The following is a 14,187-nucleotide window of genomic DNA, read 5'->3' as shown; positions in this document are numbered from 1 at the left end:
AACTCCTTAGTTATCTAATCTTTTATCAATATTATTTATTTTTCTGTTTTTTTAACTTAAGTATTGCATCTCTGAGTTTAGCAGCTTCTTCAAATCTAAGTTCTTTTGCTGCCGTTTTCATTTGTCTTTCACGAGCTTCAATGAGTTCATCTATTTTTTCATTGTCCGCCTTTACTGCTTCTTCTAAACTATTATATTCTTCTTTTTCTTCCAAAACCATAGTTGACTCTATAACTTCTCTAATTGCCTTATTAATTGTTTTTGGAACTATTCCATTCTTCTTATTATACTCAATTTGTATTTTTCTTCTTCTTTTAGTTTCACTTATAGCTTTATCCATAGATTTTGTAATAACATCGGCATACATTATAACTTTGCTTTCAGAGTTTCTTGCAGCCCTTCCTATAGTTTGAATAAGAGATCTCTCTGATCTTAAAAATCCTTCCTTATCTGCATCTAAAATTGCAACTAATGCAACTTCAGGTATATCAAGTCCCTCTCTTAGAAGATTAATTCCCACTAAGACGTCAAATTCTCCTTTTCTCAAATCCCTTATTATCTTCATCCTATCTATAGTAGCTATACTGGAATGAAGATATCTTGCCTTGACATTCATGTCTTTAAAATAATCTGTTAAATCTTCTGCCATCTTTTTAGTAAGTGTAGTGACAAGTATCCTATATCCTCTTGATATAGTTTTTTGTATACTATTATACAAATCATCTATTTGTCCTTTAATTGGTTTCACTATAATTTCAGGATCTAAAAGTCCTGTAGGTCTTAATATTTGTTCTGCCACATTTTCGGAATGTTCTAACTCATAGTCTGCAGGTGTAGCACTCACAAACACAACCTGATTTATCTTCTTTTCAAATTCTTGAAATTTTAAAGGTCTGTTATCGTAGGCAGAAGGAAGCCTAAAACCATATTCCACTAATGAATCTTTCCTGGATCTATCTCCCGCATACATGGCTTTTACCTGAGGAAGAGTAACATGACTTTCATCTATAAAAAGCAAAAAATCATCTGGAAAATAATCAATAAGGGTTTGTGGAGGACTTCCCTTAGCTCTTCCATCCATTATTCTAGAATAATTTTCAATTCCACTGCAATATCCTACTTCTCTCATCATTTCTATGTCAAAATTAGTTCTCTGTTTTAATCTTTGTGCTTCAAGCAATTTATCCTGAGATGTAAGTTCTTTAAGTCTGTGTTCTAATTCTTCTTCTATCTTTTCTATGGCTAATTCCATTTTTTCTCTTGAAGTGGCAAAATGGGATGCTGGAAATATATTTGCATGTTTTCTAAATCCAATGGTATCTCCTGTGAGCACATCAAACTCCCTTATCTTATCAATTTCATCTCCAAAAAACTCTACCCTTATAGCGTGATCTGTAGATGCTGCTGGAAATATGTCCACTATATCCCCTTTTACCCTAAAGGTCCCTCTTACAAAATTTATATCATTTCTTTCATACTGTATTTCTACTAATTTTTTTAGGACTTCATCTCTATTTTTTATCATTCCCGGCCTTAGAGACAAAGTTAATTTTTTATATTCTTCAGGATTTCCAAGTCCATAAATACAAGATACTGACGCTACTACAATCACATCTTTTCTTTCCAGGAGTGCAGAAGTAGCAGAATGTCTTAATTTATCAATTTCATCATTTATAGATGCATCTTTTTCTATATAAGTATCTGTCTGAGGTATATATGCTTCTGGTTGATAATAATCATAATATGATACAAAATATTCTACAGAATTATCTGGAAAGAAATCTCTGAATTCCGAACATAACTGTGCTGCCAAAGTTTTATTATGTGCAAGCACTAGTGTAGGTTTTTGTACTTTTTCTATTATGTTTGCCATAGTAAAAGTCTTACCAGATCCAGTTACTCCAAGTAATGTTTGAAATTTATTTCCTTTTAAAACACCATCTGCTATACTATCTATAGCTTTGGGTTGATCTCCAGTAGGTTTAAACTTAGAATGTATTTTAAAAACTCCCATTTTCTAATCATCCTTATCCTTATCTTTATCCTTATTTTTCATATCGTTTAGCATTTGAGAAAATCGGCTTTTATCAAACTTTACAACCATACTGTCCTTAGGTACCTTTCTGGGTACAAAAACTATTCCAAGCCTCTTATCTTTGTTCATCTTGTTATAGCTAACCTGTTCTAAAGCCCCAGATACATTTTTTACTTTAAACCAAATAAAATTTGAATATTCCTTTACTATTTCAGTTATTCTATCTTCACTTTCAATTTTTTCGCCATTTACTTCCACCAACAAATCTCCAGTTTTTATTCCCATTTCACTTGCAGGTGAATTAGGTGCCACAGCAAGTACCATAATCCCTTCACTGCTGCTTATGTATTTAGGTGCCCCTCTATTTTCCAAATACCTTTGCAGGATAATAATTCCTTCATGAGCTAAAGGTGCAAATATAACTACAAAGAATTTCAACACAATATTTAAAACTGCCAATTGTGCTATCCCAAATAAAATAATACCGTATAGCATTACAATAACACCAGATATTCGACTCTTTTCCTTTACACTTTTAGTAAAAGTCACACTATTGTATCCTACTACAGCATAAAATGGCATTAATGTAAGAACTGCATTCTTCAAAATATTAAACGGTATAGAAGTTTTTACTATAGGCCACCATCCAGGAAGAGACACCTGCCATGAACTTGCTATTGCAGATTTATCATGAATCATAAAAAATATAGCCACTGGAACTATCCAATACCTTCGCAGGGCAAATCCACCTATTATACTGCCACCTTTACTTGTAAAAACCGGAATAGATCCCGTCTTTCCGTCCAATATAATTAAAATTCCCTCTACAAAATGTATTACAGCTACCATACTCATAAGTGCAACTACATCTATTTTTAAGAAATTCAAATTTGGAAGGTTAAACTTTGAAGATAATATAGCCATCGTAAGACTTAAAAATCCAAGTACTGCACCAGAGTAAGAAAAACATATGAATCTTGGATTAAAAAACATAAATATTATAGATGCTAAAAATACTAAATCTACAGAGGAACTTTCATCAAAAACTATTCCTAAATACGACATAATAGTAGTAATGACAACCCCTGCAAAAATTCCTATTACAATTTGTGACATTGTAAGTTCAAAAGGAGAGTTAACTCTTTCTCCAATTATCATCTTTTGCATTACAGTTATCTGTTTATTTTTTCTGTATAACACAAGTGCAAGAACAGCTAAAATAATTATTAAATAAGGTTCTGTCAATGCAAAAGCTATGGACTTCAATGTATACAATAATATCATTAAAATTAGTTCCCCTCTCCATAAATTAAGTTAGACAGAACCAATCTGTCTAACTTAAAACTTCAAATACAATTATATTTTCCTAGTTCGTCAGAATTTAAATCTATTTTATTTTGCTTTTTGCTATTTCAAGTGCTTTGCTAAATTGAGGATCTTTGTTCCTATCATAAGCAGCTTTCTTGAGTTCTTCAGGATATACCACTTCTATATTAGGTTTTATCCCTTTCTTGTGTATGTTTTCCCCATTTGGAGTATAATACTTTGATATAGTAACTTTGAGTGCAGTGCCGCTTCCTGTATCAAGTATAGTCTGAACTACTCCTTTCCCATAGGTTTTTTCTCCAACTAAAGTTCCAATTTTATAATCTCTAATGGCTCCTGAAAATATTTCCGATGCGCTGGCACTATTTCCATTAGTCAATACTGTCAAAGGCAAATTAGTAAAATCTCCACCTTTTGATTTATACTCTTTTTTATTGTTGTATTTATCAACTGTAGAAACTATAACTTTACCGCTAGGTACAAAATTAGACACCATATCAACACATTGATCTAAAAGTCCACCTGGATTATCTCTTAAATCTATAATCAATGATTTCATACCCTGACTCCTCAATTTGTTCAATTGATCTTTAAAGTTTTTTGCAGTATTTTCGTCAAACATACTTACTTGAATATATCCTACATTATCCTGCAGCATTTCACCTTTTACAGTGGCAATGTCTATTTTCTGTCTTTTAACTTTTACATCAAAATTTCCTTTGCTCTCTCTATATAATGTCAGCGTAACTTCCGTATTCTCCTGACCCTTCATTAAAGATACAGCTTTATCTAGATCTTTTCCACTAACACTAGTACCATTTACTTTCTCAATTACATCATTTTTCATTATTCCCGCTTTTTTTGAAGGGGAATTATCAAATACATCCATTACAACAATATTACTGTCTTTTGCTGCAACCTGAATTCCAACACCACTATAATTTCCCTGAGTTTGAACATTAAAATCTTCAAATTCTTTTTTATTCATAAATACAGTATAAGGATCATTCAGCGATGAAGTCATTCCTTTAATGGCACCTTCAACTAAAGTTGCATCGTTTATAGGTCCATCATAATATTTATATAATTGACTTCTAATTTCAAATAGTTTTCCAAAATTTCCTACATTATTTCCCTGAGCGCTTGTTATAAAACTTGTAGTTCCAAACATTGTAAGGATATTTGTTATAAGTACAATTGCTATAGTCCATCCTATCCATTTTCTCTTGCTATTCAATTTGCTCACCTCATTTTTTGAAACATTCACTATTATAGTATTTATGTAAATCTTAAATAATTATAACACTAAAAAAAATAAATTTGTAAAACTATTATAAAATTGGCATGCAAAAATAAAACTTCTGCATGCCCTATATAGCTCTAAAATTTAATTAATTATCCTATACTAATTTAAACTTCCAAGAATTTTCTAATAGATAGTGCACTTCCTGCAGCGCCTATAATAATACCCACCAAAATAAATATTCCCAAAATACTAGTGATTACATAAGTAGGACTAATTAACTGCATTATTACAAGGGTAGATGCTGCTTTAACATATACTATCTTATATAGATAATAAAGTATTATATCCGACACTATTCCCCCTGCAATACCTATTATAATACCTTCTATAATAAAAGGCCATCTTATAAACCAGTCTGTAGCTCCAATGTATTTCATTATTCCTATTTCTTTTCTTCTAGAATAAACAGTTATCTTTATTGTATTTCCTATTAAAAATAGTGAAACTCCTATTAATATTATAAATATAATAGTTCCTACCCATTTTATAGTTCTAGTTATAGCTATAATTTTATCCACAATTTCCCTGGCATCTTGCACACTATATATTCCTGGCATTCCCTGTACATTTTTAACTACCCGGGACACGACTTGGGGATCTGAAACCTTCACTATGTATGCACTTGGAATTGGATTGTCCTTTTCAAGTCCCTCTACTAAAGATTTATTTTCCTGTCCCAACTGATTTCTAAACTTATCTAATGCCTGAGATTTTGTTTCGTAACTTACATCGACTACTCCATCTGTAGTATTTATTTTGTCCTCGATATTTCTCTTCTGAATTCTAGTTATATTATCCTGAAGATATATCTTTACCTCTACTTTAGATTGCACTTCCAATATACCCTGTTTGATATTCATCATAGCAAGCAGGTATATACCGAAAATAAAAAGCGTAGCTGCTACCGTAGCTGCAGATGCTATACTTATAGTTTTATTTCTATTTAAATTTCTAAATGCATCCTTAATAGAAAAACTTACAGTACTAATCCTCATATCCGTATGCACCCCTTTGCTCATCTCTTACTATAATACCTTTTTCCAGTGCTATAACTCTCTTTCTCATAGAATCAACTATATCGCTTGCATGAGTTGCCATTAGTACTGTTGTTCCAGCCTCGTTTATATCGTTTATTGTTTCCATTATGTCCATAGAAGTATCTGGGTCTAAGTTTCCTGTAGGTTCATCAGCTATTAATATGGATGGGTTGTTTACTATAGCCCTTGCCAGTGAAATTCTCTGCTGTTCTCCTCCAGAAAGTTCATGTGGAAACGACTTGTATTTATTTGCCAACCCAACTAAAGAAAGTACAACAGGTACTTTTTTTCTTATTTCTTTTGGATGAGCTTCAATAACCCTCATTGCAAATGCTACATTTTCATAAACATTTAAAGTAGGTATCAGCCTAAAATCTTGAAAAACTACTCCTAATTTTCTTCTATATAAAGGTATCTTGCTTCTTTTTAATTTTGTGATATTGAGATTATTAACTATAATGTCTCCTGATGTAGGTTGAACTTCTTTCAAAAGTGCCTTTACAAAAGTAGTTTTTCCCGCTCCGCTAGGTCCAACTAAAAAAACAAATTCCCCTTTTTCAATTTTCAAATTTATATTTGACAGTGCGAATATGTTATTATTGTAAACCTTGCTTACGTTTTTGAACTGTATCATTTAAATCTCTCCTTATATTTAACAAGTTTTTCAGCTTGCTACATTACAAAGTTCATTATATCATACGGAAGGATGAAACTAAAAATTAAATATATGAAATTATTATTAACAAACTAAAGCTTAAAGTTTACTTTTATTAAAAAGACGATGTTATATGAAATCATAACATCGTCTTCTACTAAATTGCTATTTTAAAGCCATACATTTTTTAACAGCTTTCACTATATCCTCTGCTGTAAGTTTATAGGCTTTTAAGAGTTCTGCAGGCTTTCCACTTTGACCAAAAGTATCTTTTATGCCTACCCTTACTACTGGAGTAGGTAAATTTTCACTTAAAACTTCGCATACAGCTGATCCAAGTCCCCCAATAACACTGTGCTCTTCTGCAGTTATGACCGCACCAGTTTGTCTTGCTGCATTTATTACTGCTTCCTTGTCTATAGGTTTTATTGTATGTATGTTTAAGACTGATACTTTAATGCCTTCTTCTGCTAGATTATTATATGCTTCTAGTGCTGCGTCAACCATTATACCAGTTGCAATAATAACTGCATCTTTTCCTTCTCTAAGCTGTACTGCTTTTCCTATTTCAAATTTATAATCTGCATTGTCATTTATAACAGATACTCCTGACCTGCCAAGTCTTACATAACAAGGTCCATCCATTTCAGCTACAGCTTTAACGGCAGCTTCTGCTTCTACTGCATCACTTGGACATATAACTGTCATATTAGGTATACTTCTCATAAGCGATATATCTTCTACCGACTGATGAGATGCTCCATCTTCCCCTACTGTAATACCAGCATGAGTAGCACATATTTTAACATTTAATTTAGGATAGCATATAGAATTTCTTACCTGCTCAAATGCTCTTCCCGTTGCAAACATGGCAAAAGTACTTACAAAAGGTATCTTATCACAAGTAGACAAACCTGCTGCTACTGCCATCATATTACCTTCAGCTATTCCCATATCCATAAATCTATCTGGATATGCATCCTTAAACTTAGCAGTCTTAGTAGACTTTGAAAGATCCGCATCAAGGACTACTACTTTTTTATTTTCAGCTCCTAATTCCACTAATGCTTTTCCGTAAGCTTCTCTAGTTGCTATTTTATTTGACATTACTCCTCACCTCCAAGTTCAGCTAATGCTTTCTCACATTGTTCTATATTTGGCGCTGAACCATGCCAGCCAACTTCATTTTCCATGAAAGAAACTCCCTTACCTTTAATAGTCTTACATACTATCATAGTTGGTTTGTTTTTAACTGTTTTTGCTTTTTCAATAGCATCTATTAGTTCTTCAAAACTATGTCCATTTACTTCTATAACATTCCACTTAAATGCCTTAAACTTATCCCCAATTGGATATGCTGACATTACTTCTTCGCAAGGTCCATCTATTTGAAGTCCATTAGCATCTACAAAAGCTGTAAGATTATCTAGTTTATAATGTCCTGCAGCCATAGCTGCCTCCCAAACTTCTCCTTCTTCAAGTTCTCCATCACCTAATAAAGTATAAACTCTGTAATCCTTTTTATCCATTTTTCCAGCTAATGCCATTCCTACAGCCGCAGATACCCCCTGTCCTAAAGAACCTGTAGACATATCTATTCCTGGCACTTCATTCATATTAGGATGTCCTTGAAGCATTGATCCAATCTTTCTAAGTGATTTTAACTCATCTACATCAAAATATCCTTTTCTTGCAAGGGTACTATATAATGCAGGTGCTGCGTGTCCTTTTGATAATACAAATCTATCCCTATTTAAATCTCTAGGTTGCTCCGGATTAATATTCATTTCATAAAAATATAAAGTGGTTAAAACCTCCACTGCAGATAATGAACCACCTGGATGACCTGAACTAGATTCGGTTAACATTTTTATTATGTCTTTTCTTATAGTTACAGCAATCTTCTTAAGTTCTTCTATGTCTTTTTTCACACCCTTAACCTCCTAAGCTATATAAGCAAAAACTATACTTATTATTTTAACACAAAATTTTATTTTTATATATAATCCTAGCCATAAAATTTCACCCCTACATTTAAGATGCAGGGGCCTATAGTTCACAATATTAACTATAAAATTCATAAAATATTAGATGAAATTGGAATACTTACTGTAGTCCTACACTCACTAGAAGTGCACCATCTACCTTTTTCATATCTACATCTGTCATATGGCCAATTTTTTCCTTTAACCTTCTTTTATCTAAAGTTCTTATTTGTTCAAGCAGCACTACCGAATCTTTGTTTAGCCCATAGGCTTCTGAAGAAATTTCAACATGAGTAGGTAGTTTTGCTTTATTTATCTGAGAAGTAATAGCCGCAACAATTACAGTGGGACTGTACTTATTACCTACATCATTTTGCAGAATAATAACCGGCCTTACCCCTCCTTGTTCAGACCCAACTACAGGGCTCAAATCAGCATAAAATATATCTCCTCTTTTCACTACTGTTGTCATCTGACAAATCACTCTCCGAAAGCTTCGCTTCATATTCTTTTAATTCCTTTATGTCACTTGCAAAGCCCATTTCTGCGAATTCAAGATTAAGCTGCGCCATTTCCCTATATCCTTTTTCCATTTCTGATATTCTATTTAACCTTTTTTTCTCATTAATATATAATATGATAACTTCCCTAATAAATTCACTTCTTTTTTTGCAATCTTCTTTAAGTGCTTTGTTAAATTCATTGTATAGTGTTTCTGAGAGGTTTACCACCAATCTTTTAGAATTTGACATATACAAATTAATACCTCCTATTACCCTAAGCGAAAGATATATACAACGTAATTATATTACCAAATCCACAAGTGTGTCAAAGAAATTATCTTTAATTTCAACATTTTTCTACTTGTATTTTTTACATAGGGCTTTTCATATCTATATTGATTTAATATAACTTTTGCCATGTTTCTATTTAAGTCTATTATAATTTTATATGTAACAATTTCAGATATTAATTAAATATATATGTAATAATTCATTGTAGTTATTTGCATATTGTATAATTTACTTTTTACACTCAATTACTAATTTTATGTTAATCTCATGTTAATCATTTGTAATGCAAATCAACTTTATGAATAAAATTTTCATTCATTAACCTTATTATTATCCTATACCAATTTCTAAGCTTATATTCATAATTTTCTGGTGTGTATATGTCTATATATCAGATTGGAAAATATGTTTTAAGAAATGTTTCAGTTTTTTCATATACATAATTACTTATATAATAATTATTGAAAACGCAGTTTGTTAAAAGCCATATGCAAGTATTCCTTTCTAAATATGTAATTAATTTAATTCTATGATTTTATTTATTAAAATTTATTTACAATTAAGATATAACTGCTGCATACAGCAATTATCCTAACTTAAAAAGTAGAGTACATATGACAGTTAAAAAAAATATATATGAACTTGTTATCTTCTGTAATTTTAACCACTTTACTATCTTTTGTATTAAACTTCAATCAATTTTTTCAACCATGAGCATGATGCCATCATCTACATTACCTTTATAATTATTTCAACTCTTATAATTAATTAGCTCTTGTCCACATCATATGATTGAAGGTACCTATTATTATATACAATATCACCTTAAATTAATTTTTACTATACATGCCTAATGTTTGACTATAAAAATATCACCCCCCAAAATCAATTAAGTACTTGAATACATTTCTCAGTAAAATTATGAGATTATTGATTAAAAATATTACTTACATATTCTTATATTAAAACTAATTTATCTTAAACATATCCTCTTTTAATTCCACATTGGCTTTAAAATCAGTATATTTAATTTCTATCCGTTTTTTATATTTAGAATCGTATATTATGACGTATGCAGGAACATTATCTTTTATATTTACATACAACTGGGCTTTATACATATTTTTATTATTGCCAGGTATGTCTAAATTTATAACTTGATATTCTTCATTTCCAACCTTTTTAAATGAATTTTCAATCTTTTCATTCGTATAAAGGAGAGAGATATATTCTTTTATAAAACTAAACTTAAATAAACTTTGAAAATTTTTATCTATATTATAGGAATTTCCTCTTTTAATATCCTTAACATATATTTTGTTATCTTTATAGATAATTATTCTATTGTTGTCTAAATCAAATCTCTCTCCATATCTACTGTCATAAAATTGCCTTCCATTATAATTTATCTGCTGTTTGTCATTTTTTATTAAAATATTTACATTGCAGCTGTAGCTGTTCAAATTCTTTAAATAATAAATTATTTTCTCTGTATTTTGAGGGTCTTTACCACAAGATGAAAAAATTACACTTAAAATAAAAAACATAATTCCTAATATCAGTAGTCTTTTTCTCACTTCGTTCCTCCAGTTTTCACAACTTTTTACTACTAATCTATTCTATTATGTTTTTCTATATTACTTTTTTATGAAATAATTATATGAAAATAAAACTATTCTGTTAATTTTTTTATTGAAAAAGGCAATTGATGTAAAACATGACTGGCATTTACAGAATACATATCTTTCGATAATTCTTCTCCTACATATCCATGTATAAATGCAGCAATAGAAGCTGCTTCAAAAGGACCTTGTTTTTGTGCAGAAAAAGAAGCTATAATTCCCGTTAGACAATCTCCCATGCCACCTGAAGCCATAGCTGAATTTCCTGTAGAGTTTATGGCAACTGAGTTTCCATCTGTAATAACCGTATTATATCCTTTTAAAAGTACAATTATATTATACTCCTTCGCAAAGTCTTTGGCTACTTTAATTCTATTTTCGCTTATATATTCAATTCCTAAACCGGTAATTCTAGCCATTTCTCCCAAATGGGGGGTTAAAATCACATTACATTTTTTCTGTTTTAAAATGTTAAGATTCCTACTTAGGACATTGATTCCATCTGCATCTATTACTACCGTTTTTTTGAAAGTAGTAATAACTTTTTTCACCAAGTTTAAAGTACTATCATTAGCTCCCATACCTGGGCCTATAGCAATAGCATCGCTTTTTTCTATAGTTTTTTCTAATTTAAAATTTTCTTCCAAATCTATAGTCATACCTTCAACAAGCTTTTCACTAAGTATAGGTTGTATATCTTTATAACATCCTAAAGTGACAAGTCCTGCACCACTTCTTACTGCTCCCTGAGTACATATATAAGCTGCTCCTGTAAATCCCTTAGATCCAGCTATAATAAGTACCCTTCCATAGTCTCCTTTATGACTATACTTATCTCTAATTTTTAGTTTTCCTTTTATAAAATCTTGATCCATTATAAATTCAGATCCAGAAAATTTTTCAACAGCTAAACTTGGAATTCCTATGTCCTCTACTATCACTTCACCTGTAAATTTATCACTTCCGTATTTTAGAAATCCCATTTTATATAGCTGAAAAGTAATAGTTTTATTAGCTCTCACACAGTTACCCATAACATTTCCTGTATCACCATTAAGCCCAGAGGGAATATCTACAGAAATAATATAACTGCCATACTCATTAATAAGGGTTATTACAGAATCTTGTATTCCTAGTATATTTCTAGAAATTCCTGTTCCAAACAAAGCATCTATAGTAACATCACTTTCTTTTATACACTTTTTAAGTTTTACAAGACTTTTTTCTGAATCTACTATATCTAAATTAATCTTTAAATTTTTCAAAATGTTGTAATTTACGCTGCAATCTTCACTCATTCCACTTTCTTTTCCAACTAAAAATACATGAACCTTTTTGTTTAAATTATAAAGATGTCTTGCTACCGCAAAGCCATCTCCACCATTATTTCCCTTTGTACAAATTACACAAAAAGATTCACATTTTTTTAGATCTATGTTTTTGACTACCTTTAGTGCTGCATTTTCCATAAGTACAATTCCTGGTATTTTTAATTCATTTATACTGTACCCATCTACAGCTCTAGCTATTTTTACAGTCGCTATCTTCAACTCCATCTACCTCCATTACGGCATAGGCTATAGCGTTATCCACTCCATGAGATATACTGAGATGAATCTTGTAATTCCCACATTTATTAGCTATTAACTTTGCCTTTCCCTTTAATACTACAATAGGTTTACCTAAAGCAGTTCTATCTACTTCTATATCTCTAAAATCAAAACCACTAAATCCAGTTCCTAGTGCCTTTACTATAGCTTCCTTAGCAGCAAACCTTCCTGCTATAAATTCAGGTCTTAAATTTTTATTTTTAAGATATTCTACTTCATTCTTACTAAAAATTCTATCTATAAAATTTGAGTGTTTACTAACAGCCTGTTCTATTCTCCTGATTTCAACTATATCAACCCCAACCCCAAATATCAAAATATAACACCTCCAATTTTAATACCTTTAATTATATACCTATTATATTAATTTTTTAATATAGGTATAATAGATATATTAACTTTTTATATAAAAAAAAGAGGATTTCTCCCCTTTTCTATTAAATTAATATGCTGCATAATTTTTTTGGTTGTCAAAGTCCATACTGTATTCGTCTACATAATCACCTATTACATCAACCAAGTGGATAGGTGAAACTTTATTGTCATATAGTAATTTCAATAAATTATGTACTTTATACCTTTCGGGACTTATATTTTGAACACTATCTCTTTGCACATTTATCAATTTTCCATCTAATATATCCTGTCTCTCAATTTCAATTCCATAAGCCTGCACCTCTTCAACATCCTTATGGGAATATGAAATAGCTATTTTGCCTTTAAGTAATCTATAAAAGTATACATACTTAATTTGATCTACTTTCTCCTTACTAATAAGATTCTCTATTATCATAAATTTTCTCCCCCCATAACCTAGCTCATTATTGTCTTAAAAATATATTAGCATATATATAAAAAAAAATGTGTCACTTCCTGATTAGCTTTTCTTAGAAATTATCCCTTATATATGACAATAAAAATCTATTGCTCACTTATCTTAAAAGCATATATATTTTTATCCTATTTAATAACAATTTTTATTAAATGATGCTGTCGAAAGCTCATCTATTTTGGCTATATATTTTTAAACTACCTGCAAAATCTATGTTTACCTATAATTTTAATAAGAGGTCTCGACCATATCCATGAACTTGTTGCTGTAGAGGGATTAAAATAGTATATTGCTCCTCCTGAAGGATCCCATCCATTTAAAGCATCCCTTGCTGCATTTATAGAGCTCTGTTGCATATTTGAATGTATTTGTCCATCCACCACAGCAGTAAAAGCTCCTGGTTGATATATAACTCCTGCTACAGTAGATGGAAACCTAGGATCCCTAGTTCTATTTAGTATTACAGCTCCTACTGCTACCTGTCCTTCATAAGGTTCTCCTCTAGCCTCTCCATTTATCAATCTAGCTATTAATGTTACATTTTGGCTGTTTCCACCAGTATTGCTTCCAGTATTTATTGCAAGGGCTGCTAAAGTTGCATCTCCAACTATACCATCAGATTTTAGTCCATTTTTCGACTGAAAATATTTTACTGCAGTGTAAGTTTGATAACCGTATACTCCATCTACGCTGCCATTATAATACCCCCAACTTCTGAGTTTTTGCTGTATTTGTATTACCATATTTCCTCTTGAGCCATAGTAGTAGGCCACAGCTTTCACTGCATTATTATAGGGGAGCAAGAATAGAGAAGTTGATGCATATGTAAACACTATAGCAAGTATTAGTACTAATTCTCTTTTAAATCTCATAATTTTCTTACCCATATGACCATCTCCTTTTAATGTTGGTTCTCCTAAATGTAGTCTGTACACAAACGAAGTAAAAAATACATAAAAAAATACTATCAATTTCACTTTAAATA

14 protein-coding genes are annotated in these 14,187 nt (G+C 31.0%); all 14 read right to left on the bottom strand.

Annotated elements, in window-relative coordinates; genetic code table 11:
• Positions 1–31 precede the first annotated feature (31 nt).
• The gene (gene uvrB, locus CLCOS_RS14585; RefSeq protein ID WP_063600957.1) at positions 32–2,014 is read right to left on the bottom strand and encodes an excinuclease ABC subunit UvrB; all 1,983 of its coding nucleotides are present in this window, start codon (positions 2,012–2,014) and stop codon (positions 32–34) included.
• Between the two features lie 3 nt (positions 2,015–2,017).
• Entirely contained in the window at positions 2,018–3,319 is a 1,302-nt protein-coding gene (locus CLCOS_RS14580; protein ID WP_063600958.1) for a PDZ domain-containing protein, read from the bottom strand.
• A gap of 103 nt (positions 3,320–3,422) precedes the next feature.
• On the bottom strand, positions 3,423–4,598 hold the full coding sequence (locus CLCOS_RS14575) for a S41 family peptidase (RefSeq protein ID WP_063600959.1): 1,176 nt from the start codon (positions 4,596–4,598) through the stop codon (positions 3,423–3,425).
• 173 nt (positions 4,599–4,771) lie between these two features.
• Positions 4,772–5,662 (bottom strand): permease-like cell division protein FtsX, encoded by an 891-nt coding sequence (ftsX, locus tag CLCOS_RS14570; RefSeq protein WP_013236992.1) that lies wholly within the window; start codon positions 5,660–5,662, stop codon positions 4,772–4,774.
• A complete protein-coding gene (gene ftsE, locus CLCOS_RS14565) occupies positions 5,652–6,338 on the bottom strand; it encodes a cell division ATP-binding protein FtsE (RefSeq protein WP_013236991.1) in 687 nt (228 codons plus the stop codon). The genes ftsX and ftsE overlap by 11 nt, the downstream gene beginning before the upstream one ends.
• A gap of 186 nt (positions 6,339–6,524) precedes the next feature.
• Complete coding sequence (locus CLCOS_RS14560; protein ID WP_013236990.1) at positions 6,525–7,466, bottom strand: transketolase family protein; 942 nt, start codon at positions 7,464–7,466, stop codon at positions 6,525–6,527.
• Positions 7,466–8,290: a transketolase gene (locus CLCOS_RS14555; protein ID WP_063600960.1), complete on the bottom strand. Its 825-nt coding sequence runs from the start codon at positions 8,288–8,290 to the stop codon at positions 7,466–7,468. The genes CLCOS_RS14560 and CLCOS_RS14555 overlap by 1 nt, the downstream gene beginning before the upstream one ends.
• 175 nt (positions 8,291–8,465) lie before the next feature.
• Complete coding sequence (locus CLCOS_RS14550; protein ID WP_013236988.1) at positions 8,466–8,816, bottom strand: type II toxin-antitoxin system PemK/MazF family toxin; 351 nt, start codon at positions 8,814–8,816, stop codon at positions 8,466–8,468.
• A complete protein-coding gene (locus CLCOS_RS14545; RefSeq protein WP_029170139.1) occupies positions 8,776–9,096 on the bottom strand; it encodes a CopG family ribbon-helix-helix protein in 321 nt (106 codons plus the stop codon). Before CLCOS_RS14545 ends, CLCOS_RS14550 begins: the two co-directional genes overlap by 41 nt.
• A 1,010-nt stretch (positions 9,097–10,106) precedes the next feature.
• A complete protein-coding gene (locus CLCOS_RS14540; RefSeq protein WP_023162598.1) occupies positions 10,107–10,715 on the bottom strand; it encodes a germination lipoprotein GerS-related protein in 609 nt (202 codons plus the stop codon).
• 95 nt (positions 10,716–10,810) lie between these two features.
• A complete protein-coding gene (locus CLCOS_RS14535; RefSeq protein ID WP_063600961.1) occupies positions 10,811–12,310 on the bottom strand; it encodes a bifunctional ADP-dependent NAD(P)H-hydrate dehydratase/NAD(P)H-hydrate epimerase in 1,500 nt (499 codons plus the stop codon).
• Positions 12,282–12,686: a holo-ACP synthase gene (gene acpS, locus CLCOS_RS14530; RefSeq protein WP_013236984.1), complete on the bottom strand. Its 405-nt coding sequence runs from the start codon at positions 12,684–12,686 to the stop codon at positions 12,282–12,284. Before acpS ends, CLCOS_RS14535 begins: the two co-directional genes overlap by 29 nt.
• A gap of 126 nt (positions 12,687–12,812) precedes the next feature.
• Positions 12,813–13,163 (bottom strand): DUF6514 family protein, encoded by a 351-nt coding sequence (locus CLCOS_RS14525; RefSeq protein ID WP_063600962.1) that lies wholly within the window; start codon positions 13,161–13,163, stop codon positions 12,813–12,815.
• Between the two features lie 236 nt (positions 13,164–13,399).
• Positions 13,400–14,089, bottom strand: coding sequence for a spore cortex-lytic enzyme (gene sleB / locus CLCOS_RS14520; protein ID WP_013236982.1), 690 nt, complete (start codon positions 14,087–14,089; stop codon positions 13,400–13,402).
• Positions 14,090–14,187 lie beyond the last annotated feature (98 nt).

Source organism: Clostridium coskatii, assembly GCF_001675205.1.
Classification (GTDB): Bacteria; Bacillota; Clostridia; order Clostridiales; family Clostridiaceae; genus Clostridium_B; species Clostridium_B ljungdahlii.
The sequence above is the reverse complement of the archived record's forward strand: the minus strand, read 5'-3'. Positions and strand labels throughout refer to the sequence as shown.